Source organism: Streptomyces sp. AC602_WCS936 (assembly GCF_019049125.1).
GTDB lineage: Bacteria > Actinomycetota > Actinomycetes > Streptomycetales > Streptomycetaceae > Streptomyces.
The window spans coordinates 142,931-167,890 of record NZ_JAGMUF010000021.1; the positions used below are offsets into that span (position 1 = coordinate 142,931).

Annotated in this window: 18 protein-coding genes; 4 read left to right on the forward strand and 14 right to left on the reverse strand. The window is 72.1% G+C overall.

Annotated elements, in window-relative coordinates:
* The first annotated feature begins 61 nt into the window (after positions 1-61).
* Positions 62-1,336 (forward strand): CdaR family transcriptional regulator, encoded by a 1,275-nt coding sequence (locus KUM03_RS10645; RefSeq protein WP_217246780.1) that lies wholly within the window; start codon positions 62-64, stop codon positions 1,334-1,336.
* A gap of 6 nt (positions 1,337-1,342) precedes the next feature.
* Here the strand turns inward: KUM03_RS10645 and KUM03_RS10650 are convergent, their stop codons facing one another.
* On the reverse strand, positions 1,343-1,927 hold the full coding sequence (locus KUM03_RS10650; RefSeq protein WP_217246781.1) for a TetR/AcrR family transcriptional regulator: 585 nt from the start codon (positions 1,925-1,927) through the stop codon (positions 1,343-1,345).
* Positions 1,928-2,010: 83 nt separating this feature from the next.
* On the opposite strand from KUM03_RS10650, the gene KUM03_RS10655 reads away from it, so the two are divergent.
* On the forward strand, positions 2,011-3,558 hold the full coding sequence (locus KUM03_RS10655) for an MFS transporter (protein ID WP_217246782.1): 1,548 nt from the start codon (positions 2,011-2,013) through the stop codon (positions 3,556-3,558).
* A gap of 59 nt (positions 3,559-3,617) precedes the next feature.
* Here the strand turns inward: KUM03_RS10655 and serA are convergent, their stop codons facing one another.
* The 6 genes from serA to KUM03_RS10685 form a co-directional block, all read right to left on the reverse strand.
* Complete coding sequence (gene serA / locus KUM03_RS10660) at positions 3,618-5,207, reverse strand: phosphoglycerate dehydrogenase (RefSeq protein ID WP_217246783.1); 1,590 nt, start codon at positions 5,205-5,207, stop codon at positions 3,618-3,620.
* Between the two features lie 283 nt (positions 5,208-5,490).
* Positions 5,491-6,489, reverse strand: coding sequence for a ketol-acid reductoisomerase (gene ilvC / locus KUM03_RS10665; protein ID WP_217246784.1), 999 nt, complete (start codon positions 6,487-6,489; stop codon positions 5,491-5,493).
* Positions 6,490-6,629: 140 nt separating this feature from the next.
* Positions 6,630-7,154, reverse strand: coding sequence for an acetolactate synthase small subunit (ilvN, locus tag KUM03_RS10670; protein WP_019329768.1), 525 nt, complete (start codon positions 7,152-7,154; stop codon positions 6,630-6,632).
* Between the two features lie 21 nt (positions 7,155-7,175).
* Positions 7,176-9,020 (reverse strand): acetolactate synthase large subunit, encoded by a 1,845-nt coding sequence (locus tag KUM03_RS10675; RefSeq protein ID WP_217246785.1) that lies wholly within the window; start codon positions 9,018-9,020, stop codon positions 7,176-7,178.
* 255 nt (positions 9,021-9,275) lie between these two features.
* Positions 9,276-12,314 (reverse strand): bifunctional diguanylate cyclase/phosphodiesterase, encoded by a 3,039-nt coding sequence (locus tag KUM03_RS10680; protein WP_217246786.1) that lies wholly within the window; start codon positions 12,312-12,314, stop codon positions 9,276-9,278.
* A 394-nt stretch (positions 12,315-12,708) separates the two neighbouring features.
* On the reverse strand, positions 12,709-13,650 hold the full coding sequence (locus KUM03_RS10685; protein WP_217246787.1) for a 2-hydroxyacid dehydrogenase: 942 nt from the start codon (positions 13,648-13,650) through the stop codon (positions 12,709-12,711).
* 75 nt (positions 13,651-13,725) lie between these two features.
* Here KUM03_RS10685 and KUM03_RS10690 point away from each other — a divergent pair, with 75 nt between their 5' ends.
* Together KUM03_RS10690 and KUM03_RS10695 are read left to right on the forward strand one after the other, a co-directional pair.
* Complete coding sequence (locus KUM03_RS10690) at positions 13,726-14,724, forward strand: aldo/keto reductase (protein ID WP_217246788.1); 999 nt, start codon at positions 13,726-13,728, stop codon at positions 14,722-14,724.
* Positions 14,725-14,825: 101 nt separating this feature from the next.
* Entirely contained in the window at positions 14,826-16,001 is a 1,176-nt protein-coding gene (locus KUM03_RS10695; protein ID WP_217246789.1) for a sorbosone dehydrogenase family protein, read from the forward strand.
* Here the strand turns inward: KUM03_RS10695 and KUM03_RS10700 are convergent.
* The 7 genes from KUM03_RS10700 to gatB all read right to left on the reverse strand — a co-directional run bounded on the left by KUM03_RS10700 (position 15,994) and on the right by gatB (position 24,949).
* Positions 15,994-16,200, reverse strand: a complete 207-nt coding sequence (locus tag KUM03_RS10700; protein ID WP_217246790.1) for a DUF6191 domain-containing protein — start codon at positions 16,198-16,200, stop codon at positions 15,994-15,996. The genes KUM03_RS10695 and KUM03_RS10700 overlap by 8 nt on opposite strands.
* A gap of 38 nt (positions 16,201-16,238) precedes the next feature.
* Entirely contained in the window at positions 16,239-19,331 is a 3,093-nt protein-coding gene (locus tag KUM03_RS10705; RefSeq protein WP_217246868.1) for a helix-turn-helix transcriptional regulator, read from the reverse strand.
* 104 nt (positions 19,332-19,435) lie between these two features.
* Positions 19,436-19,621: a hypothetical protein gene (locus KUM03_RS10710; protein WP_217246791.1), complete on the reverse strand. Its 186-nt coding sequence runs from the start codon at positions 19,619-19,621 to the stop codon at positions 19,436-19,438.
* Between the two features lie 194 nt (positions 19,622-19,815).
* Positions 19,816-20,367 (reverse strand): hypothetical protein, encoded by a 552-nt coding sequence (locus KUM03_RS10715; protein ID WP_217246792.1) that lies wholly within the window; start codon positions 20,365-20,367, stop codon positions 19,816-19,818.
* Positions 20,368-20,402: 35 nt separating this feature from the next.
* Entirely contained in the window at positions 20,403-20,987 is a 585-nt protein-coding gene (locus KUM03_RS10720; RefSeq protein ID WP_217246793.1) for a GNAT family N-acetyltransferase, read from the reverse strand.
* The gene (locus KUM03_RS10725; RefSeq protein ID WP_217246794.1) at positions 20,965-23,211 is read right to left on the reverse strand and encodes an MMPL family transporter; all 2,247 of its coding nucleotides are present in this window, start codon (positions 23,209-23,211) and stop codon (positions 20,965-20,967) included. Before KUM03_RS10725 ends, KUM03_RS10720 begins: the two co-directional genes overlap by 23 nt.
* A 223-nt stretch (positions 23,212-23,434) precedes the next feature.
* On the reverse strand, positions 23,435-24,949 hold the full coding sequence (gene gatB / locus KUM03_RS10730) for an Asp-tRNA(Asn)/Glu-tRNA(Gln) amidotransferase subunit GatB (RefSeq protein ID WP_217246795.1): 1,515 nt from the start codon (positions 24,947-24,949) through the stop codon (positions 23,435-23,437).
* Between the last annotated feature and the right edge of the window lie 11 nt (positions 24,950-24,960).

Genomic DNA, 24,960 nt, shown 5'->3' on the forward strand with positions numbered 1-24,960 from the left:
TCGACAGCTGTCACGCATCCGTGCGGCGGATCTCAGACAGATGTATGAAGGCAGCGCACAAATGCGGCAGAATGCCCGGGTGACGTCGGATTCCAGAGGTTCCGCAGGCTCCGGTGGTCCCAGTGGCGACTACCAGGAGCTGATCGACGAGATCTCCGAGCTGCTGGGCGCCCCCGCGACCCTGGAGAACCGCGACTTCGAGCTGATCGCCTTCGGCGCCTACGACAGCGAGGGCGACCTCGATCCGTCCGTCCTGGACCCGGTGCGCACCCGCTCGATCCTGACCCGGCGCTCCACCGCGGCCGTCCGGGCCTGGTTCGAGGGCTTCGGCATCACCCGGGCCAAGGGCCCGGTCCGCATCCCGCCGACCCCGGAGGCGGGGGTCTACCGCGGACGCACCTGCCTGCCGGTACGCCATCGGGGTGTCGTCCTCGGCTACGTGTGGCTGCTGGACACCGACCCCGGTCCGACCGACCGGCAGCTGGCGGCGGCCATGGAGGTCACCGGCCGGATCGGCGCGCTGCTCGCGGACGAGGCGCAGCACGGCGCCGACCTGAGCCGGGAGCTGCGGGCGGTGTTGACCGCCGAGCGCGACTGGCAGCGGGACATGGCGGTGGCCGAGCTGCGCACCGCGCTCGGCGCCCGCGCGGACACCCCGCACGCGGTGGTGTGCGTGGCGCCCTGGCCGTCGGCCGACCCCGACGACGCCCCGTCGGTCCGTACGGTGCCGGGGGCGACGGCGCTGTGCGCCGTGCCGTGGGGCGCTTCGGCCCAGTCGCTGGCGCTGCTGGTGCGGCTGCGGTCGGCGGACGTGCTGACCCCTGCGACGTCGGCGGCGGGGCGGATGCTGGAGCGGGCGCGGGGCGCGGCGGCCGGGGCCGGCGGGTCGGCGGCCGGGGCGGTGGCGGCGGCCCGTGCGGGCGCGGGCGCGGCGGCCGGGGTGTCCGCCCCGCGCACCGGCCTGGCGGAACTGGGGGCCGCCTGGCAGGAGGCGTCGGCGGCGGCCCGGGCGGCGCGCGCCGAGAGCCGGTTCGGGCCGGTCGCCGAGTGGACGTCCATCGGGGCGTTCCGGCTGCTGACCGCGCTGCCGGCGCGGTCGGCCCACGATCCGGCCGTACGGGTGCTGCTCTCCCCCACGCACCGTGAGCTGGCCCGCACCGCCGAGGTCTACCTGGACTGCGCGGGCCAGGCCGGCCGCACCGCCGCCGAGCTGGGCATCCACCGCCAGACCCTGTACTACCGCCTGTCCCGCGTCGAGCAGCTGACGGGCCTGGACCTGGACGACGGGGAGGACCGGCTGCTGCTGCACATGGCGTTGAAGCGCGCGCGGCTGTGAGCCGGGTCAGCTCTTGCCGAAGCCCTCGACCGCCTGACGCAGACCCTCGGTGAGCCGGTCTGCGTCGGGGGCGTCCTGCGGGCTGAACGACCACTGGACCATGAGGCCCATCAGCAGGCTGACGTAGAAGCCGCCGAGGGTGTCGACGGTCTCCTCCGGGACCTCCTCCTCACGGCCGCCCATGAAGAGCGTGACGAGGCCGCGCGCGCCCGCCCGCTGGGCACGGGCCAGGTGCTCCCGGACCTGGGGCAGCTCGTCGCCCATGGCCACGATCTCCATGCTGAGCCGCCACAGCGAGCCCGGCTCTCGCATGGTCCCGATGATGTTCGACCACACGGCCGTGAACCGTTCCGGGGAGCCCGGTTCGCCGGGCAGGTCGCCTTCCGGGTCCCCTTCGAACGCCTCGGACATCGTCTCCACCAGCTCGATGTACGCCTGGACGAGCAGGGCGTCCTTGGAGCCGTAGTGGTAGCCGATCGACGCGAGGTTGGTCCCCGACTCCTTGACGATGTCCCGCGCGGTGGTGCGCGTGAACCCCTTCTCCAGCAGGCAGCGCTTGGCGCCGGCGAGCAGATCCTCACGGTGTCCCATGCGGCCACCCTATCCCCGGTCCATACGCCCGTCCTATACGCACGTCATAGACAGCCGTATAAGACGCCCGTATAGTCGCTCGCATGACACCCAACCCGCCCCGCGCCGGCCGCCGAGAGTGGACGGCGCTCTGCGTTCTCATGCTTCCGCTGCTGCTGGTCTCCATGGACGTGTCGGTCCTGTACTTCGCGATCCCGGCGATCAACGCCGACCTGTCTCCGAGCGGCACCCAGCAGCTGTGGATCTTCGACGTCTACGCCTTCGCCGTGGCCGGCCTGCTCATCACCATGGGCTCGGTCGGCGACCGCGTCGGCCGCCGCAGGCTGCTGCTGATCGGTGCCGCCGCCTTCGGTGCCGCCTCGCTGGCGGCGGCGTACGCGGACAGCGCCGAGATGCTCATCGCGGCTCGCGCGCTGCTCGGCATCGGCGGCGCCACGCTGATGCCGTCGACGCTGGCCCTGGTCCGCTCGCTCTTCACCGACCCCGGACAGCGGGCGCAGGCCATCGCGATCTGGTCCGGCGTGATGACGGGCGGCGTGGCGCTCGGCTCGGTGCTGAGCGGGGTGCTCGTGGAGTTCTTCTGGTGGGGCTCGGTCTTCCTGGTGAACCTGCCGGCGATGGCCCTGCTCCTGATCCTGGGCCCGCTCCTGCTGCCCGAGTCGAAGGACCCGGCGCCGGGCCGCTTCGACTGGGTGAGCGTCCCGCTGTCGATGGCCGCGGTCCTCCCGGTCGTCTACGGCCTGAAAGAGATCCCGTCCGAGGGCTTGAACGTCCGCTACGTCATGGCGGTCACCGTGGGCCTGCTCTTCGCGGCCCTGTTCGTGCACCGGCAGCGGACCGCCGCCTCGCCGATGGTCTCCCCCGCCCTCTTCCGCGGACGCGGTTTCGCCCCCGCCGTCGTCCTCAACCTGGTCACGATGTTCGCGATGATGGGCTCGGCGTTCTTCACCACGCAGTACATCCAGTCGGTCCTGGGCAAGAGCGCGCTGGAGGCCGCCCTGTGGGCGCTGCTGCCCTCGGTGCCGATCGGCTTCGCGGCCCCGCTCGCCACCCGTCTGGTGCAGGGCGGCGTCAACCGCGCCCATGTGGTGTCCGCGGGCTTCGGCCTGGCCGCGTGCGGCTACGCGCTGCTGACGCTGGTGGACACGGACGCGCTGGCCCTGGGCCTGGTCTCCTGCGGTGTCCTCGCCTCCGGCGTCACCATGGTGATGTCCCAGATCATGGACCTCGCGCTGAGCGCCGCCCCGGTGGAACGCGCCGGCTCCGCTTCCTCGCTGATGGAGACCGGCGCGGAGTTCGGCGGGGCGCTCGGGATGGCGGTCCTCGGTTCCATCGGCACGGCGGTCTACCGGCACGAGATGCCGGACTCGGCTCCGGCGGTGGCGCACGAGACGCTGGGCGGCGCGCTGGCCGTCGCCGGGCAGTTGCCGGAGCGCGCGGGGGACGCCCTGACGACGGCGGCCCGGGAGGCGTTCACCAGCGGGATGCACGCGGCGGCCATCGCGGGCGCGGTGGTGCTGGCCGGGGCGGCGGTCCTGGCGTCGGTGACGCTGCGGAGGGTGCGGGTGCGTGAGGAGGCGTGCACGGAAAACGCCGGACAGGCTGGACATCCCAGCCCGTCCGGCGTTTGAGGACGAGCCCGTTCAGGGCGAACGGGGGTCCGGGGGCGGCAGCCCCCGGGCACGGTCGCTCAGACCAGGTTCACCGACCGGGCCGACGTCGCACCGATCTCCGCCGAAACCTCCGCCAAAACCCCGGAGGGCACCGTGTCGTCGACGGTCAGCACGGCCAGCGCCTCGCCGCCGACCGTCGCGCGGGCGACCTGCATGCCGGCGATGTTGATGCCGGCCTCACCGATGACGCGGCCGACGGTGCCGACGACGCCGGGACGGTCCTCGTAGCGCAGGACGAGCATGTGGTCGGCGAGGGCCAGGTCCACGTCGTACTCGCCGACGGCGACGATCTTCTGGAGGTGCTTCGGGCCGGCCAGCGTGCCGGAGACCGACACCTCCTCGCCGTCCGAGAGGGTGCCGCGCACGGTGACCACGTTGCGGTGCTCCGGGGACTCCGAGCTGGTGGTCAGGCGGACCTCGACGCCGCGCTCCTGGGCGAACAGCGGGGCGTTGACGTAGGAGACCGTCTCGTCGACGACGTCCTCGAAGACACCCTTGAGGGCGGAGAGCTCCAGCACCTTCACGTCGTGCTGGGTGATCTCGCCGTAGACCTCGACGTCGAGGCGGACGGCGACCTCGCCGGCGAGCGCGGTGAAGATGCGGCCGAGGCGCTCGGCGAGCGGCAGGCCCGGCTTGACGTCCTCGGCGATGACACCGCCCTGGACGTTCACCGCGTCGGGGACCAGCTCGCCGGCGAGGGCGAGGCGGACCGACTTGGCCACCGCGATGCCGGCCTTCTCCTGGGCCTCGTCGGTGGAGGCGCCGAGGTGCGGGGTGCAGACGACCTGGTCGAACTCGAACAGCGGCGAGTCGGTGCACGGCTCCTTGGCGTACACGTCCAGGCCGGCGCCGGCGACGCGGCCCTCCTTCAGCGCCGAGTACAGCGCCTCCTCGTCGACGATCCCGCCGCGCGCGGCGTTGACGATGCGGACGCTGGGCTTGACCTTGCGCAGCGCCTCGTCGCCGATCAGGCCGAGGGTCTCGGGGGTCTTCGGGAGGTGGACGGTGATGAAGTCGGAGACCTCCAGCAGCTCGTCCAGCGACAGCACCTTGACGCCCATCTGGGCGGCGCGCGCGGGCTGCACGTAGGGGTCGTAGGCGACGACCTTCATGCCGAAGGCCGACATGCGCTGGGCGACCAGTGCGCCGATGCGGCCGAGGCCCACGACACCGAGGGTCTTCTCGGCCAGCTCGACGCCGGTGTACTTGCTGCGCTTCCACTCGCCGTTCTTCAGCGCGGCGTTGGCCTGCGGGATGTTGCGGGCGGTGGCGACGATCAGGCCGCAGGCCAGCTCGGCGGCGGTCACGATGTTGGAGGTCGGGGCGTTGACCACCATGACGCCGGCCTTGGTGGCGGCGGAGACGTCCACGTTGTCCAGGCCGACACCCGCGCGGGCGACGACCTTCAGCTTCTTGGCGGCGGCGATGGCCTCGGCGTCGACCTTGGTCGCGGAGCGGACCAGGATCGCGTCCACGTCGGCGATGGCGGGGAGCAGTTCGGCCCGGTCCGCGCCGTTGCACTGGCGGATCTCGAAGTCGGGGCCGAGCGCGTCCACGGTCGCGGGCGACAGCTCTTCGGCGATGAGTACGACGGGTTTCGAGCTCACGTGAGTCCTCACAAGTCCAATGCGGACGGCCGTCCCGACGGCCGCATTCGGTGTCGCTGAGCCGCGTGGAAGACGCACGACGCTGTGGGCCTGACGCGTATGTTGTGCAGCAGTCTAGTGGCGTGACGCGGGTCGTCCTGCGCCTCTGCGGAAGGATCACCCGGAAGTGGCTGTACAGGGTGGCCAACGAGAATCCAGCCGCTCCGGCGTTTGAGGAGCGGGGTCCGGGGCGGAGCCCCGCGACGGCGCCCGAACCCGGCGGCACCGTCGCGGAGCGTTCGGCTTACGCCTCCTCGTCGACCCAGCTCATGAGCTTGCGCAGCTCCTTGCCGGTGGTCTCCAGCAGGTGCTCGGAGTCCTGCTTCTTGTACTCGTTGTACTTCTTCAGGCCGCCGTGGTACTCGTCCATCCAGTTCTTGGCGAAGGTGCCGTCCTGGATCTCGGCGAGGACCTTCTTCATCTCGGCCTTGGTGGCGTCGGTGATGATCCGCGGGCCGGTGACGTAGTCGCCCCACTCGGCGGTCTCGGAGATCGACCAGCGCATCTTCTCCAGGCCGCCCTCGTACATGAGGTCCACGATCAGCTTCAGCTCGTGCAGGCACTCGAAGTAGGCGATCTCCGGCTGGTAACCGGCCTCGGTCAGGGTCTCGAAGCCCGCCTTGACCAGCGCGGCCGTGCCACCGCACAGGACGGCCTGCTCGCCGAAGAGGTCGGTCTCGGTCTCCTCGGTGAAGGTCGTCTTGATGACGCCGGCGCGGGTGCCGCCGATGCCCTTCGCGTACGACAGGGCCAGCGCGAAGCCGTTGCCCGTGGCGTCCTGCTCGACGGCGGCGATGCAGGGAACGCCGCGGCCCTCCTCGTACTGACGGCGCACCAGGTGGCCCGGGCCCTTGGGGGCGACCATGCAGACGTCCACGCCGGCCGGGGGCTTGATGAAGCCGTAGCGGATGTTCAGGCCGTGGCCGAAGAACAGGGCGTCGCCGTCCTTCAGGTTGTCCTTGATGTGCTTCTCGTAGACCTCGGCCTGGATCGGGTCCGGGACCAGGATCATGATGACGTCGGCCTCGGCGGCGGCCTCGGACGGGCTCACCACGCGCAGGCCCTGCTCCTCGGCCTTGGCCTTGGACTTGGAGCCCTCGTGCAGACCGACGCGCACGTCGACACCCGAGTCGCGGAGCGACAGCGCGTGGGCGTGGCCCTGGCTGCCGTACCCGATGACCGCGACCTTGCGGCCCTGGATGATGGACAGGTCGGCGTCGGCGTCGTAGAACAGCTCGGCCACTGGGTTCTCTCCTTGTGTGCAGGTGTTGCGTCCCACCGTATGCCGGTGAGGGGAAGGGAAGTTTCGGGGTCTCGGAATGCGGGCGGCCGGTGGTGTCCGCGGCCGCCCGTTTCCGTCGTTGTGCGGACCGTTTTCCGTTGTTACGCGGACCGGTCGAGTGCGCGCAGCGAGCGGTCCGTGATCGAACGGGCGCCGCGGCCGATGGCGATCGTGCCGGACTGGACGAGTTCCTTGATGCCGTACGGTTCCAGCATCCGGAGCATGGCGGACAGCTTGTCGCTGCTGCCGGTGGCCTCGATGGTGACGGCCTCCGGGGAGACGTCGACGGTCTTGGCGCGGAAGAGCTGGACGATCTCGACGATCTGGGAGCGCGTCTCGTTGTCGGAGCGCACCTTCACCAGAACGAGTTCGCGCTGGACGGCCTGGGTCGGCTCCAGCTCGACGATCTTGAGCACGTTCACCAGCTTGTTGAGCTGCTTGGTGACCTGCTCCAGCGGGAAGTCCTCGACGCTCACCACGATGGTGATGCGGGAGATGTCGGGGTGCTCGGTGACGCCGACGGCGAGGGAGTCGATGTTGAAGCCGCGGCGGGAGAAGAGGGCGGTGATCCGCGCCAGGACGCCGGGGGTGTTCTCCACCAGGACGGAGAGCGTGTGCTTGGACATGGTCTCTTCGGTCTCTCTCGCTCAGTCGTCTTCGTTGTCGCCGAAGTCGGGGCGGACGTCGCGGGCGGCCATGATCTCGTCGTTGGAGGTGCCGGCGGCGACCATCGGCCAGACCATCGCGTCCTCGTGGACGATGAAGTCCACGACGACCGGGCGGTCGTTGATGGAGTTGGCCTCCTCGATGACCTTGTCCAGGTCGGCGGGGTCCTCGCAGCGGATGGCGTAGCAGCCCATGGCCTCCGACAGCTTCACGAAGTCGGGGACGCGGGTGCCGCGGGCCTCGGGGTTGATGTCCTCGGGGCCGGAGTGCAGCACGGTGTTGGAGTACCGCTGGTTGTAGAACAGGGTCTGCCACTGGCGGACCATCCCGAGGGCGCCGTTGTTGATGACGGCGACCTTGATCGGGATGTTGTTCAGGGCGCAGGTGGTCAGTTCCTGGTTGGTCATCTGGAAGCAGCCGTCGCCGTCGATCGCCCAGACGGCCCGGTCGGGCATGCCGGCCTTGGCGCCCATGGCGGCGGGGACGGCATAGCCCATGGTTCCGGCGCCGCCGGAGTTCAGCCAGGTGGCGGGCTGCTCGTACTGGACGAAGTGCGCGGCCCACATCTGGTGCTGGCCGACGCCGGCCGCGAAGACCGTGCCCTCGGGCGCGAGCCGTCCGATGCGCTCGATGACCTGCTGCGGGGAGAGCGAACCGTCCTCCGGCTGGTCGTAGCCCAGGGGGTAGGTGTCGCGCCAGCGGCTGAGGTCCTTCCACCAGGCGCTGTAGTCGCCGGTGTTGCCCTCGCTGTGCTCCTTCTGGACGGCCTGCACGAGGTCGGCGATGACCTCGCGGGCGTCGCCGACGATCGGCACGTCGGCGGCGCGGTTCTTGCCGATCTCGGCCGGGTCGATGTCGGCGTGGACGATCTTGGCGTACGGGGCGAAGCTGTCCAGCTTGCCGGTGACGCGGTCGTCGAAGCGGGCGCCGAGGGCGACGATCAGGTCGGCCTTCTGCAGCGCGGTGACGGCGGTGACCGCACCGTGCATGCCCGGCATTCCCACGTGCAGCGGGTGGCTGTCGGGGAACGCGCCGAGCGCCATCAGGGTGGTGGTGACGGGCGCTCCGGTGAGTTCGGCGAGGACCTTCAGCTCGGCGGTGGCCTGCGCCTTGAGGACGCCGCCGCCGACGTAGAGCACGGGGCGCTTGGCGGCGGTGATGAGCTTGGCGGCCTCGCGGATCTGCTTGGCGTGCGGCTTGGTGACCGGGCGGTAGCCGGGCAGGTCCATGACCGGGGGCCAGGCGAAGGTGGTCTTCTTCTGGAGGAGGTCCTTGGGGATGTCGACCAGGACCGGGCCGGGGCGGCCGGTGGAGGCGATGTGGAACGCCTGCGCGATCACCCGGGGGATGTCCTCGGCCTTGGTGACCAGGAAGCTGTGCTTGGTGACCGGCATGGTGATGCCGACGATGTCCGCCTCCTGGAAGGCGTCCGTGCCGATCGCGGAGGACACCACCTGGCCGGTGATCGCGACCAGCGGCACGGAGTCCATGTGCGCGTCGGCGATCGGGGTGACCAGGTTGGTGGCGCCGGGGCCGGAGGTCGCCATGCAGACGCCCACCTTGCCGGTGGCCTGCGCGTAGCCGGTGGCCGCGTGGCCGGCGCCCTGCTCGTGGCGGACCAGGACGTGGCGCACCTTGGTGGAGTCCATCAGCGGGTCGTACGCCGGGAGGATGGTGCCGCCGGGAATGCCGAATACCGTGTCGACTCCGACCTCCTCGAGGGAGCGGATGAGGGACTGCGCACCCGTGACGTGCTCGGGGGCGGACTGTCCTCCGGATCGGGGCCGGGGCTGCGGGTGATGGGCCCCGGTGGCCTGCTCGGTCATCGGCATTCTCTTCTCGATGCTGAGGGTTTGATGCTGAGGGTTCTGCGAGGTTTCGGGCGGTGTGTGGCTGTTGCCCAAAGGTGCTGGTGCAACAAAAAACCCCTCGTGCCATAAGGCAAGCGAGGGGAGCGCGCCGGGTGTGGGTCGCGGGGAGTCCGGAACGGTCCGGACGTCACCTGCTCAGCCGACGCGCTTTCCAAGTACGAGAATTCGGGTGCGCATGGCACTGACCCTCCACCCGGCACACACCCACTGTCAAGTGGGTGGGACGGGAGTCTCATTATGTGAGCGAAGGGCCGTGCCACCACGCAGGACGCCGGGCAGGCCGGCCGTGACACCGCCCGCGAAGGCGGGTTCGGCCGGGCCGTGCGGCACCGGGTAGTGGCCGGTTCCGAGCGCTCTGCGCAGCCGGTACTCGTCGAGCGGACCGGAGAACGCCATGCCCTGTCCGTGTGTGCAGCCCATCGCGCGCAGGGCGACGATCTGCTCGGGCAGGTCGACCCCGTCCGCCACGGACTTCAGCCCGAGGTCGGTGGCGATGCGCAGCAGACCGCTGGTGATCTTGTGCAGCCGTGCCGACTCCACGACGCCCTCGACCAGGCCGCGTTCGAGCTTGAGGACGTCCACGGGCAGACGCCGCAGTGCGGTGATCGTCGCGTAGCCGCTGCCGAAGCCGTCGAGGGCGATGCGGACGCCGACCCTGCGCAGGGCGTTCAGCCGGCGGTCCAGCTCGTCCAGGCCGACCCGTGGGTCGATGTCCGACAGCTCGATCACAAGGGCGCCCGGGGGAAGCCCGTGCCGGGTCAGCAGGGCCTCCACGGTCCCCAGCGGCATGGAGCGGTCCAGCAGGCGGCGGGCACCGATGCGTATGGCCACGGGCGCGGACAGCCCGGCCGCCGCGCGCTCGGCGGCCTGTTCCACGGCCTCCTGGAGCACCCAGCGGTCCAGCTCGGCGGTCTTGTCGCCGTCCTCGCTCACCCGCAGGAACTCCGCGGGGGTGAACAGCACGCCCTGGGAGGAGCGCCAGCGCGGCTGGGCGCAGACCGACGCGATCCGGCCGTCGGTGAGGGAGACCACCGGCTGGTGCAGCAGCGCGAACTCCCCGTCCTGGAGGGCGGCCCGCAGCCGCGTGGCCAGCTCGGCCTTGCGTACGACGTCCTGCTGCATCTGCGGTCTGTACAGCTCGACGCGCCCCTTGCCGCCCGCCTTGGCCCGGTACATCGCGAGGTCGGCGTTGCGCAGCAACTCGCCCGCTCCGAGGCCGGCTTCGGCGAAGGCGACTCCGATGGAGGCGTTGACGCGGACGTCGTTCCCGTCGATGAGGTAGGGCTGCGAGAGGGTCGTCCTGAGACGGTCGGCGAGTTCCAGGATGTGCCGCTCGCGGGCCGCCCGCTCCCGGGTGGCGCCGTCCCCGACAATGAGGGCCGCGAACTCGTCGCCGCCCAGCCGGGAGGCCGTGTCGCTCTTGCGGACGGCCTCCTGGAGTCTGCGGGCGGCCTGGACGAGCAGCTCGTCGCCGGCCTGGTGCCCGATGGTGTCGTTGACGGCCTTGAAGCCGTCGAGGTCGATGAAGAGCACCGCCGTGCCGCGCAGGGCGGCTCCCCGGTCACTGGCGCGGCGGCCGGACAGGGCCTGCTGGACGCGCCGGGTGAACAGGGCCCGGTTGGGCAGGTCGGTGAGCGGGTCGTGTTCGGCGTTGTGCTGGAGCTGCGCCTGCAGGCGCACTCTCTCGGTCACGTCCCGGCTGTTGAAGATCAGGCCGCCGTGGTGGCGGTTGACGGTGGACTCCACGTTGAGCCAGCCTCCCCCACCCCCGGAGCGGAAGCGGCACTCGATGCGCGTGGTGGGCTCCTCCACCGGGCTGGCGGCGAGGAACCGTCGCACCTCGTGCACCACGCAGCCGAGGTCCTCCGGGTGGATGAGACCGGCCAGTTCACTGCCGACCAGCTCCTCGGCCGGGCGTCCGTAGACCCCGGCGGCGGCCGGGGAGACGTAGCGGAGGATGCCGTTGGGTGCGGCGATCATGATGACGTCGCTGGAGCCCTGGACCAGGGAGCGGAAGTGGTTCTCCTTCTGGGCCAGTTCCTGGGTGAGGGTGATGTTGTCGAGCAGCATGATGCCCTGGCGCACGACGAGGGCGAGCACCACGGTGCCGCCGGTCAGCAGCACCACGCGGTCGACGCTGCGGCCGTTGAGGACGTTGTAGAGGATGCCCAGGGTGCAGACGGCGGCGGCGAGGTAGGGCGTGAGGGCGGCCAGGGAACCGGCGATGGGCCGGGCGCCCGGATAGCGCCCGCGCTCGCCCCCCGGGCCGGGTCCGGGCACGGCCGAGGACGTGGACGAAGACGCGGGCGCCGGATGGTGGCCGGTGGTGCCGCGCTGGCCGGGCACGTGCTCACGCACCACGCGTGTGTGCCCGCCGGTTCGCTCCTCGTTCTCCGGCCTCCCGCGCCGGGACGCGGCCCAGGGGGCGTAGGCGAGCAGCAGCGAACCGGCGAACCAGCCGGCGTCGAGCAGTTGCCCGGACTGGTAGCTGTTGTGCAGCAGCGGAGAGGTGAACAGGGCGTCGCACATCACCGTCAGGGCGAGTGCGCCGATGGCGGTGTTGACCGCGGAACGGCAGACGGGCGACCGCCTGAAGTGCAGCGCGAGCACCATGCTGACCAGGGCGATGTCGAGCAGCGGGTACGCCACCGACAGCGCGCCGTGCGCCACGCTGGAACCGCCCCCGGCCTTCGCCGCCTGGGCCAGCGCGAGGCTCCACGAGAGGGTCAGCAGGGAACCGCCGATCAGCCAGGCGTCGAGGCCCAGGCAGATCCAGCCCGCCTTCGTCACGGGCCGCTTGGCCAGCACCAGCAGGCCGACGATGGCGGGCGGCGCGAAGCACAGGAAGAACAGGTCCGCGTAGCTCGGGCTGGGCACGGGCTGCCGCAGGACGACCTCGTACCACCCCCAGACGGCGTTGCCCAGGGACGCCATCGCCGAGGAGAGTGCGAACAGCAGCCAGGCGGGCCGGAAACGGACCCGGCGTCCACGGGCGTAGACGAAGCAGGAGACCGCGGCGGCGGCCGCGGCGGCGCTCAGCCCGAAGTCACCCATGATCTTGGCGACGTGGTCCGAACCCCAGCCGAACGCGGAACCGACGGCGTATCCCGCGCAGACCAGGGCCAGGACCAGCTGGCGGACGAGAGTCGGTCCGCCGGTGGCGGCCGACTGCCGGGACGGCAGCGGTCCGGACGAGGGCTGTACCCTCGGCGCGCCGTCCAGCGTGGGTACGGGGGCCGGCGGACTCACCGGGACCTCCCGGTCCGCGCCGGTCCCGCGGCCCGCGCGCCCCGCGGGAGGGGCGGTGTCTGCTTCCCGCGGCCGCGGTGCCGGCGCCGGTGAGGGCGGCACTGACCGTCGTGGCCGGACCGGCCTCGCCCGCTTGCGGTCGCGGTCGTGCGCCAGGGTCGTCGGCGGCGGCTCCACCGCGTCGGGTCGTTCGTCCATAGGCCGTGCATCGCCCGTCGCCCCCCTCACAGTCTGAGATCCATCCCCGGCGCCGACCGGTGCGCGGCGCGTTCCCCTGTCGGACGATACACCAGGATCGTCACTCAGGGACATAGGTTCTCTACGCTCCGTGACGACCAGCGGATATGCGCGCACCCACCGCGTCCGGGGAGTTGCGGAGGGTACCCGAAACGGATTACGAGCCCGTCGTCAGGATCACGTTGCGCAGCGGCTCCCGGTTCACGAAACGGCTCAACTGGTCCACCAGCAGCCGCTTGGCGCGCGGCAGGAAGGCGGAGGTCGGGCCCCCGGCGTGCGGGCTGACGAGTATGCCGGGAGCATGCCACAGGGGGTGACCGGGCGGCAGCGGTTCGGGGTCGGTCACGTCGAGGGCCGCGGTGATGCGTCCGCTCTCCAGTTCGGTGAGCAACGCCTTCGTGTCGACGACGGGGCCGCGGGCGACGTTGACGAGCAGGGCCCCGTCCTTCATGCGGGCCAGGAACTCCGCGTCGACCAGCCCGCGGGTCTCCTCGGTGAGCGGCGTGGACAGGACGACGACGTCCGCCTCCGGGAGCAGGGAGGGCAGTTCGGTGAGCGGGTGCACCGGGCCGCGCGCCGTGGTGCGGGCGGAGCGTGCGACGCGCACGACCGGCGCGACCTCGAACGGCACGAGCCGGTCCTCGATCGCGGCGCCGATCGATCCGTACCCGACGATGAGCACCTTGCGGTCGGCGAGCGCGGGCCGGAAGCCGCCCAGCCACTCGCCGCGGTCCTGCGCCCGGACGAAGTCGGGGACGCCGCGCAGGGAGGCCAGTATCAGGGTCAGGGTGAGTTCCGCGGTGCTGGCCTCGTGCACACCGCGCGCGTTGCACAGCCGGACGCCCGCGGGCAGGTGCCGCAGGCCGGGCTCCACGTGGTCGATGCCGGCGGAGAGGGTCTGGACGACCTGGACGGAGCGCATCTCGGGCAGCGGGCGGGTGCCGACGCCGCTGGGCTTCATGTAGGGGACGACGTAGTACGCGCAGTCGGCCGGGTCGGCGGGGAAGGACTCCTCGCCGTTCCAGTAGCGGTAGGCGGGGCCCTCGGGAAGGCCTTCGATCTCGTCCGGCGGGATGGGCAGCCACACGTCAGCAGTCATGGTCAGGAGGCTATGTCAGGGGTGCGGAAGGGCAGAGGTTAGGTTGGGTGGCCTGACGAGGGAGGGTCACGACCGGTGGAGCGCAGGACGATCGGCGCGACGGCACTCGCGGTGGGGGCCGTCGGACTGGGGTGCATGCCGATGAACTGGGCGTACAGCGCGTCGCGGCAGCGGGGCGAGGAGTCGGTCAGGGCGGTGCACCGGGCCCTCGACCTGGGTGTCTCGCTGCTGGACACGGCGGACATGTACGGCCCGTTCACCAACGAGCTGCTGCTGGGACGGGTGTTGAAGGAGCGGCGGTCGGACGCCTTCGTGTCGACCAAGGTCGGCCTGCTGGTGGGCGACCAGCACATCGTGGCCAACGGTCGCCCCGGCTATGTGAAACGTGCCTGCGACGCGTCCCTGCGCCGGCTCCAGACGGACGTCATCGACCTCTACCAGCTGCACCGTGCCGACCCCGAGGTGCCCGTCGAGGAGACCTGGGGTGCGATGGCGGAGCTGGTACGGGCCGGGAAGGTGCGGGCGCTCGGGCTCTGCGCGGTCGGCGCGCGGTCGGCCCGGCGGCCGGGGGCGCGGCTGCACGACGCCACGGTCCGGCAGCTGGAGCGGGTGCAGCAGGTGTTCCCGGTGAGCGCGGTCGAGGCCGAGCTGTCGGTGTGGTCGCCGGAGGCGCTGCGGACGCTGCTGCCGTGGTGCGTGACGCGCGGCGTCGGCTTCCTCGCCGCGATGCCCCTCGGCAACGGCTTCCTGACCGGCACGCTGACGCCCGGGCAGGGCTTCGAGCCGGAGGACCTGCGCGCCCGGCACCCCCGCTTCACCGCCGAGATGATGGCCGCCAACCAGCCGATCGTGGCGGGCCTGCGCCGGATCGCGGCCCGGCACGGCGACGCGGTCACGCCCGCGCAGGTGGCGCTGGCCTGGGTGCTGGCGCAGGGACCGCACGTGGTGCCGGTGCCGGGCACCAAGCGGGAACGCTGGGTGAGCGAGAACGCGGGGGCGGCGGGTCTGCGGCTGACCGAGGAGGACCTGGCTCAGGTGCGCCGGCTGCCGGCGGCCCAGGGCTCGTGGGAGTGACGCGGGCGATTGCCGGGTTCGGGATTCGGCGATCGGGAACTTGGAGGGCGCGTGCGGTGTATGACAAGGAGAACCCGCCGCGTCGAAGGGACCCGTCGACCATGATCGTGCAACGTCGAGCCGTGTCGGCCGTGTTGGCCGCCGCCGCCCTGCTGCTGACGGCCGGCTGCTCCTCCGACGACGGGGAGCCGTCGGGCGCGGACGCCTCCGCCTCCGCCTCCGCGAGCAGTACGGCGGCCCAGTCGTCGCCCCCGGGGTCGGCCGCCGAACAGACGCCGCCCGCGAAGGGCTCCGTGGAGGTGGTCCGTACGGTCGCCACCGGCCTGAAGAGCCCCTGGGGCCTGGCGCCGCTGCCCGGCGGTGGCCTGCTGGTCTCCTCCCGCGACGAGGCCACGATCACGCGGGTCGACGAGAAGACCGGCGAGAAGACGGAGCTGGGCGAGGTGCCCGGGGTGGCCGCGGCCGGCGAGGGCGGTCTGCTCGGCATCGCACTCTCCCCCGACTACGCCTCGGACCACATGGTCTACGCGTACTTCACCTCGGCCTCGGACAACCGGATCGTGCGCATGCGGTACGACGAGAAGAAGCCGTCCGGTGAGCAGCTGGGTGAGCCGGACACGGTCTTCCGGGGCATCCCCAAGGGAGTGATCCACAACGGCGGGCGGATCGCCTTCGGCCCCGACGGGATGCTCTACGCGGGCACCGGCGAGAGCGGTGAGGAGGGCCTGTCCCAGGACAAGGAGTCCCTCGGCGGCAAGATCCTGCGGATGACGCCGGACGGCGAACCGGCGCCGGGCAACCCCTTCCCCGACTCCGTCGTGTACTCGTACGGCCACCGAAACGTGCAGGGGCTGGCCTGGGACGACGAGCAGCGGCTGTTCGCCGCGGAGTTCGGGCAGGACACCTGGGACGAGCTGAACGCGATCAAGCCGGGCGACAACTACGGCTGGCCCGAGGCCGAGGGCAAGGGCGGCGGCTCCGGCTTCCACGATCCGCTCGCCCAGTGGAGCACCGACGAGGCCTCTCCCAGCGGTATCGCCTTCGCCGAGGGTTCGGTGTGGATGGCGGGCCTGGGCGGCGAGCGGCTGTGGCGGGTGCCGCTGAAGGGGACGGAGGCGGCGGCCGAGCCGCAGGCCTTCCTGGAGGGCGAGTACGGGCGGCTGCGTACGGTCGTCGCGGCGGGCGGTGACCGTCTGTGGCTGGTGACCAGCAACACGGACGGCCGGGGCGACCCGAAGGAGGACGACGACCGGATCCTGGAACTGCGGGTCAGCTAGGGCCGCTCGGGCGCCGTCGGTCGTCGGCCGCCTCGGCGGGGCGCGGGACGTGGACGACGACCTTGCCCGACGAGAGGTCTATCGGGCCGTGGCCGGGGTCGCCGTCGCCGACGTCCTCGCGGGTCAGTTCCAGTCGGTTCTGCTCGTCGCGGGTGTGCTTGCGGCCGGGGGAGAACAGTTCCTCGAATGCGTTGAACACAAAGCCTCCGTCCGTCGGCGTCCTTTACAGCGTAAGCCTCACTCGGCCGAACCGGACATGAGCGGTTCGGCCGGGAAGAGCGCCAGCCGGTGGGCCACGGCCGCCGCCTCGCCGCGGCCGGAGACGCCGAGCTTGGCCAGGATGTTGGAGACGTGGACGCTGGCCGTCTTCGGGGAGATGAAGAGTTCCTCCGCTATCTGACGGTTGGTGCGGCCGTCGGAGACCAGGCGCAGCACGTCGCGTTCCCGGCTGGTGAGCCCCAGGGCCTCGGCCGGGTCGGCGGGGACGCGCCCGGGTCCGGCGGCGCGGCCCAGGGTGAGGCGGGCGCGCCGGCCGAGCAGGTCGACCGCGTCGGCCAGCGGACGGGCGCCGAGGTGCCGGGCGACGGCGCCGGCCAGGCGGAGCAGTTCCGTGGCGCGGGCGCGGTCGTCCTCGCCGCCGGTGTCCAGGAGGGCGGCGGCGAGCCGGTGCCGGACCCGGGCGAGATCGTAGGGCCGCTCCAGGCACTCGAAGGCGGTGACCGCCTCCGTCCAGAGCGCCGGGGTGTCCCGGCCCTCGGCCCGGTGGAGTTCGGCACGGACCCACTTCTCGTGGGCGAGCCAGACCGGTGCGCCGGTGGTGAGCGACTTGGCGGTCCCGGCGAGGCGCTCCAGGGCCTCGGCCCGTCCCTCCTCGGCGGCCGGCAGCCCGCGCGCGTCGGCCTCCGCCTGAGCGGCGGACAGCAGCAGCGGCCAGCCGTAGCGCTGGGTGCCGGGTGGCAGGCCCGCGTCCAGGGCCCGGCCGAGTTCGGCGCGAACATCGGAGACACGGCCCTCGGCGGCGGCGAGGCCGATGGCGAGGCCGGCCAGCGGGAGGCGGCGCTGCGGCATGGGATCGTGCGTCCCGTAGGCGACGCGGGCCTCGGCGAGCAGCCGGGCGGCCTCGGCCGTCTCCCCACGGGCGAGGGCGACGACGGCGCTCTTGAGGGCGGCGCCGCCCCGTGGTGCGGGGCTGCGGCCCGGGGCTGAAGCCCGTGCCGCCGCCTCCAGCGCCTCGTCCCAGCGGCCGAGCGAGAGCAGCGACTCGGAGAGATTGCCCCACACCCAGGCCTCGGACTCCAGCAGCCCCATCCGCCGGGTGAGTTCGACGCCCTCGCGCAGGATGCCGAGCGCGTCCTCGGAACGGCCGACGCTCTCCAGGACGGACGGCAGGTTGACGTGGCTGCGGGCCACCACGGCGGAGCGCCCCTGCGCCACCACCAGGTCCCTGACCTGGAACATCTCGGCCAGCCCCGCGTCGATGTGCCCCGCGTCGACCATCAGGCCGCCCAGGGTGAGCCGGGCGTTGAGCTCGATGTCGTCGGCGCCGACCATGCGCGCGTACTCGACGGCGCGCTCGGCGGCGACGACCGCGTCGGGGCCCGGGTCGTGGAGCATCGACCAGTTCGCGGCCATGGCCAGCACCTCGGCGTGCACCTGGGAGGGCGGCAGGCCGCGGACCAGTTCCTGGGCGATGCCGAGCTCCCGCCAGCCGTCACCGCGGCCCTGGGCCTGCACCAGCAGGGAGCGCTGCGTCCAGAACCAGGCGGCGCGCTGCGGGTCCCGGCCGCTCACGGGCATGCCCGCGCCCGCCTCCTGCTCCTCCTCCAGCAGACGCAGCGCCCGCTTGGTGATCTTCAGGGCGCGTTCCCGCTCCCCGCACAGCCGGCCGGCGACGGCGGCCTCCGCCATGAGGTCGAGGTAGCGCAGGGGCGCGGTCTGCGGATCGCAGCCGCAGGGCGGGTAGACCTCGGTGTAGTCGACGGGGCGCAGGATGGCGCGGACGTCGTCGGGGACGGAGTCCCACAGCTCCATGGCGCGTTCCAGGAGCCTCAGTTGCTCGGAGTAGGCGTGGCGGCGGCGGGCCTCGACGGAGGCGTCCAGTACGGCGGGCAGGGCCCTGGCGGGGTCGTGGGCGTGGTACCAGTAGCTGGCCAGGCGCATCACGCGCTCGGCGGCGGGCACCAGCGTGGGGTCGGCGTCCAGGGCCTCGGCGTAGCGGCGGTTGAGGCGGGAGCGCTCGCCGGGGAGCAGGTCGTCGGCGACGGCCTCGCGTACCAGGGAGTGCCGGAAGCGGTAGCCGTCGCCGTCGGGCGCGGGCAGCAGGATGTTGGCGCCGACGGCGGCGCGCAGCGCCTCGATGAGGTCGTCCTCGGCGAGGGAGGCGACGGCGGCGAGCAGCCGGTACTCGACGGTGGAGCCGCCCTCGGCGACGGTCCGGGCGACCCGCTGGGCGCTCTCGGACAGGGCCTCGACGCGGACCAGGAGCAGGTCGCGCAGGGAGTCGGTGAGGCCGGTGCAGCAGCCCTCGTGGGCGGCGACGGCCAGTTCCTCGACGAAGAAGGCGTTGCCGTCGGAGCGTTCGAAGATCTCGTCGACCTGGAGCGGGTCGGGCTCGTACGCGAGGATGCCGGCGATCTGCCGGCCCACCTCGTCGCGGGTGAAGCGGCCCAGCTCGATGCGGCGGACGGTGCGCAGCCGGTCGAGTTCGGCGAGCAGGGGGCGCAGTGGGTGGCGGCGGTGGATGTCGTCGGAGCGGTAGGTGGCCAGGACGACGAGGCGGCCGGTGCGCAGGGTGCGGACGAGGTAGGCGATCAGGTGGCGGGTGGAGGCGTCGGCCCAGTGCAGGTCCTCCAGGACGAGGACGACGGTGTTGCGGGCGGCCACGCGCTCCAGCAGGCGGGCGGTGAGCTCGAAGAGCCGGGCCATGCTCTCCTCGTCGTGCCGGCCGGTGCCGGGGCCGGTGACGGCGGGATCGCCCAGTTCGGGCAGCAGCCGGGCCAGTTCCTCCTCCTGTCCGGCGGCGGCGTCCGCCAGTTCCCCGGGCAGTTGGCGGCGCAGGGCGCGCAGGGCGGTGGAGAAGGGTGCGAAGGGCAGCCCGTCGGCGCCGATCTCGACGCAGCCGCCCAGCGCGACGACGGCGCCCTGCCGGCGTGCGGCGTCGGCGAACTCCTCGACGAGGCGGGTCTTGCCCACGCCTGCCTCGCCGCCGAGCAGCAGCGCCTGCGGCTCGGCGGAGGCGGCGCGGACGAGCGCGTCGTGCAAGGTGGCCAGTTCGCCGGCGCGGCCGACGAACACGGGACTGACGGACCTGGTCTCCACGGAAGCGAGCATCGCACGCGGGTCCGACAGCGGCGCAGCTGTTTTCGGCAGGTGGACGGCGGGCGGTACGGCGACGGGGAGGGCGGCCGTGCGGCCGCCCTCCCCGTGTCCCCCGTTCACGCCGCCCGGGCGAACCGGTGCCTGCGGAAGCGGAACGTATGGCTCTCCTCCGGCGCGGCGGCGCGGCGGGCGTCCCGGCGGGCGGCGCGGCGGGCGCGGACGGCCTCGCGGGCCAGCCGGGCCTGGTCGGCGCGGCGGATCAGTTCGGTGGCGCGGGTCTGCTGGATCTCGTACTCGAACACGGTCTGTCTCCTGTGGTGAGGCCGGTTGCTGCTTCGCTCTCTGCGATGCCTCAACCTTCGTCTCCCAGGGGGGTCCGCCACATCGGGTAAGTTCCGCATCTTCGGCACCGGGCGGGGCCTTAGACGTGCGTGAGGGGTCTTAGGACGTGCGCCCAGGGCGCGTTGATGCCCTAAGACCCCTGCGAAAGGCCTGGTCAGCCGGTGGACGGCAGACCGAGCAGGATGTCCGTGTATTTCAGGACCGCGAGCAGCAGCCCGATGACGCCGAGGGCGACGCCCGCCCAGGCGACGGACTTGATCCCCGGGGCCTGCGGGCGGCCGGGCGCGCCGAACGCGGGGCGGGCCAGCACCACGACACCGACGATCAGCGCGACCAGGGCGAAGGCGCCGCCCCACAGCGCGGTGGCGTGCCAGGCGTTGCCGTAGCCCTTCTCGATCAGCGCGCCGACGTCGGACGACGAGGACGACTCCAGCTGTCCGATCAGCGACTCGCGCGCGGAGGCCACGGTGCCGACCCAGCTGCCGGTCAGCGAGACGATGCCCAGCCCCGCGGAGACCACGGCACCGGCGCCCTGGCCGACGCCGGTGGGTCCCTCGTTCTCCGAGGTGGACGATTCGGCGTCGTCCGGCGTGACGTCCGCGCCTTCCTCCTTCTCGACCTCGGTGGTCTCGGGAGCCTCGGCCGTCTCGTCCGTCTTCTGCTCGTCGGTCTTCACGCCGGTCTCGTCCACTGTCTTCGTTCCCATGTCTCGCACCGTACGGACGCTGTCTGAGAGGTCCCTTAATGATCCTTTTGAGCGGCACGCGCGCGTGCCTCACGTGCCGCCCGCCACTCGGGCGCGAGTACCGCCCACACCTCGATGTCCTGGCGGACACCCCGGTGCAGGGAGCTTTCGCGCAGCACGCCCTCACGCATCATGCCGAGTCGCCGGGCGGCGTTGACACTCGGGGTGTTGGCGGACGAGGCGTGCCACTCCACGCGGTGCATGCCGCGCTCGTCGAACGCCCAGTCGATCAGGACCCGGGCACCGCGTGTGACCAGGCCCCGGCCCGTTCCGGCGGGCTCCAGCCAGCAGCCGATCTCGCAGACGCCGGTGGCGGCGTCGAAGACCCGGTAGAGCAGTCCGCCGACGAGCTTGCCGTCCAGCCACAGTCCGTGCAGGAAGCCGCTGTCGGCGGCGTGCCGGTCGGCGTAGGCCTGGAGGATCTCCCGGGCGGAGGCCACGTCGGTGGCCTTCGCGCCGAAGGGGATGTGCTGGGTGATGAACTCCCTGCCCCGGTCCAGGTGGGCCAGGAACTCCTCGGCGTGCCAGGTCTCCAGGGGGCGCAGTTCGGCTCCGTCGTCACCCAGTGGTATCGCGTACATCCCGGTGTCGCTCCTCCTCCGCAAGGACGTCCGCCACCTCGGCGTCCGTCGCCGCGGCCAGCCTCTCATGGGCGACACGGCACTCGGGCGGCTCGATGCTGATGCGGGGCAGGAGCCTGTCCAGGCGGCGCGGCAGCCACCAGTTGGCGCCGCCGAGCAGGTGCATGAGGGCGGGCACCAGGAGGGTGCGCAGGACGAAGGCGTCCAGGGCGACGGCTGCGGCGAGCGCGATGCCGAACATGGCGATGACCCGGTCGCCGCTGAGGACGAAGGCGAGGAACACCGAGATCATGATGACCGCCGCGGAGTTGATCACGCGGCTGGTCTCGGCGAGGCCGACCCGGACGGCGCGGCGGTTGTCGCCGGTCTCCAGCCACTCCTCGTACATCCGGCTGACCAGGAAGACCTGGTAGTCCATGGAGAGGCCGAAGAGCACCGAGACCATGATCACGGGGAGGAAGGGTTCGATCGGGCCGGCGCTGCCCAGGCCCAGCAGCTCGCTCCCCCAGCCCCACTGGAAGATCGCCACGACGACTCCGAAGGACGCGGCGACGGCGGCGACGTTCATCGCGGCGGCCTTGACCGGGATGCCGACCGAGCGGAAGGCGAGCAGGAGCAGCAGGCAGCCGAGGCCCACGACGACGCCGACGAAGAGGGGCAGCTTGCCGACGATGACGTCGGCGAAGTCGTCGTAGCCGGCCGTCACGCCGCCGACGTGCACGTCGAGGGCGGTGCCGTTCTCGGCGCGCGGCAGCACCTCGGAGCGCAGCCGCTCGACGAGTTCGCTGGTGTCCGGCGACTGCGGGGAGGACTCGGGGACGACGGTGAGGTACGCGGTGTCGCCGCCCGAGTTGTAGGCCACCGGGGTCACCGAGGAGACGCCCTCGGTGGTGCGCAGGTCGGCGTCGAGGTTGTCCAGGGCGAGCCGGTCCTCGGCGCCGCCGACCTCGGTGACCAGGGTGAGGGGGCCGTTCACCCCGGGGCCGAAGCCTTCGGCGAGGAGGTCGTAGGCCTGGCGGGTGGTGCTGCCCTTGGGATCGTTGCCCTGGTCGGAGGTGCCCAGGCGCAGGCCGAGGGTGGGCAGCGCGAGGACGGTGATGACGACGAGCGCGAGGGCGCCGAGCAGCTTGGGGTGGCGCTCCACGAACGCCGACCAGCGGGCGGCGAACCCGGTCGGCAGCTCGGGCTCGGGCCCGTGCTCCGCGAGCCGGCGCCGCTCGCGCCGGCTCAGGGCGCGCGGGCCGATGTACGACAGCAGCGCGGGCAGCAGCGTCACGGAGGCGGCGACGGTGAGGACGACGGTGAGCGAGGCGGCGATGGCCACGCCGTTGAGGAAGCTGAGCCGGAGGATCAGCATGCCCAGCAGCGCGATGCAAACGGTGGCACCCGCGAAGGCGACCGCCCGTCCGGTGGTCGCGACGGCGTTCTCGGCGGCCTCGGCGACGGAGAGGCCGCGCTTCAGTCCGCGCCGGTGTCTGGTGACGATGAACAGCGCGTAGTCGATGCCGACGCCGAGTCCGATGAGGGTGCCCAGCATGGGCGCGAAGTCGGCGACGGTCATGGCGTGGCCGAGCAGGGTGATGCCGGCGTAGGCGGTGCCGACGGAGACCAGCGCGGTGGCGATGGGCAGCAGGGAGGCGGCAAGGGAGCCGAAGGCGAGGAAGAGGACGACGGCGGCGACGGCCACGCCGACGGCCTCGGCGAGGTGGCCGTCCGGCGCCTCGGTCAGCGCGACGGCGCTGCCGCCCAGCTCGACCTGGAGCCCGTCGGTCTCGGCCGCCTTCGCGGTGTCCACGACGGCCCGCGCCTCGGCCGGGTCGATGTCCTGGGAGGCGTCCTCGAAGGTGACCGAGGCGTAGGCGGTGTGGGCGTTCTCGCTGATCCGCGGCGAGTCGGCGTCGTCGTAGGGGTTGGTCACCGAGGCCACGCCCGGGAGGTCCGCGATGCGGTCCAGGGTGCGGGTCATGGCCTGTTCGACGCCGGTGGCGCGCACGGTGTCGGTCGTCGTGTGCCAGACGATCGTGTCGCTGTCGCCGCCGAGGCCGGGGAAGCCGGAGGTGAGCAGCCGGGAGGCACGGTCGGAGTCGGTGCCGGGCACGCCGTAGTCGTTGGAGTACGCCGACCCCGCGACGCCGGCGGCCGCGGCGACCCCGCCGAAGGCGAGGAGCCAGAGCAGGACAGTGACGAGACGACGTCGAACACACCAGCGTGCGAGGGCTGCCACGAACGTGCTCCCAGGTGTCTGATTGTGGATCTTTGACCGGGAACAGTCTTCCTTGGTGTGAACCGCCCGCAAAGAACGCATGAGCAATGCGAAATCACTCTTTCAGGCGGAAGTGATCGTTTGCGTACTTAGTGGGCTTATTCACAACTGAGGCCCTGGGGAACTCGTCGTGATGACACGTTCCCCAGGGCCTCGGTGCAGCGGTGCAGCGGTGCAGCGGTGCTCAGCCTTCTGCGACGCCCAGCTTCTCCAGGATCAGCTCCTTGACGCGGGCCGCGTCCGCCTGCCCCCGGGTCGCCTTCATGACGGCGCCGACCAGGGCGCCGGCCGCGGCCACCTTGCCGCCGCGGATCTTGTCGGCGATGGCCGGGTTGCCGGCGATGGCCTCGTCGACGGCGGTGGTGAGCGCGCCCTCGTCGGAGACGACCTTCAGGCCGCGCTTGTCGACGACCTCGTCCGGCGTGCCCTCACCGGCGAGGACGCCCAGGATGACCTGGCGGGCCAGCTTGTCGTTCAGGTCGCCCTTGGTGACGAGCTCGGCGACACGGGCCACCTGGACCGGCGTGATCGCCAGCTCGTCGAGCGCCTTGCCCGACTCGTTGGCGCTGCGGGCCAGCTCGCCCATCCACCACTTGCGGGCGGAGGCCGCGTCGGCGCCGGCGTCGATCGTGGCGACGATCGGGTCCAGCGCGCCGGCGTTGAGGATCGACTGCATGTCGGTGCCCGAGATGCCCCACTCCTCGCGGAGCCGGCTGCGGCGCACCAGCGGCAGCTCGGGCAGCGCGGAACGGATCTCCTCGACCCACTCGCGGGACGGGGCCACCGGCACCAGGTCGGGCTCCGGGAAGTACCGGTAGTCCTCCGCCTCCTCCTTCACGCGGCCGGAGGTCGTGGACCCCGTGTCCTCGTGGAAGTGGCGGGTCTCCTGGATGATCGTGCCGCCGCCGCCCAGCACCGCCGCGTGGCGCTGGATCTCGAAGCGGGCCGCGCGCTCGACGGAGCGCAGCGAGTTGACGTTCTTCGTCTCGCTGCGGGTGCCGAACTTCTCGGTGCCGTTCGGGCGCAGCGACAGGTTCACGTCGCAGCGCATCTGGCCCATCTCCATGCGGGCCTCGGAGACGCCGAGGGCACGGATGAGCTCGCGCAGCTCACGGACGTAGGCGCGGGCGACCTCGGGGGCGCGCTCGCCCGCTCCCTCGATCGGCTTGGTGACGATCTCGATGAGCGGGATGCCGGCGCGGTTGTAGTCGAGGAGGGAGTGCGAGGCGCCGTGGATACGGCCCGTCGCGCCACCGACGTGCAGCGACTTGCCGGTGTCCTCCTCCATGTGGGCGCGCTCGATCTGGACGCGGAAGGTCTCCCCGTCCTCCAGCTGCACGTCGAGGTAGCCGTCGAAGGCGATCGGCTCGTCGTACTGGGAGGTCTGGAAGTTCTTCGGCATGTCCGGATAGAAGTAGTTCTTCCGGGCGAAGCGGCACCACTCGGCGATCTCGCAGTTCAGCGCGAGTCCGATCTTGATGGCCGACTCGACGCCGGTCGCGTTGACGACCGGGAGCGCGCCGGGCATGCCGAGGCAGACGGGGCAGGTCTGGGTGTTCGGGTCGGCGCCGAGCGCGGTCGAACAGCCGCAGAACATCTTGGTCTTGGTGCCGAGTTCGACATGGACCTCGAGGCCCATGACGGGGTCGTACGACGCCAGCGCGTCCTCGTACGACACCAGGTCGGTCGTGGTGGTCACGGTGTAACTTC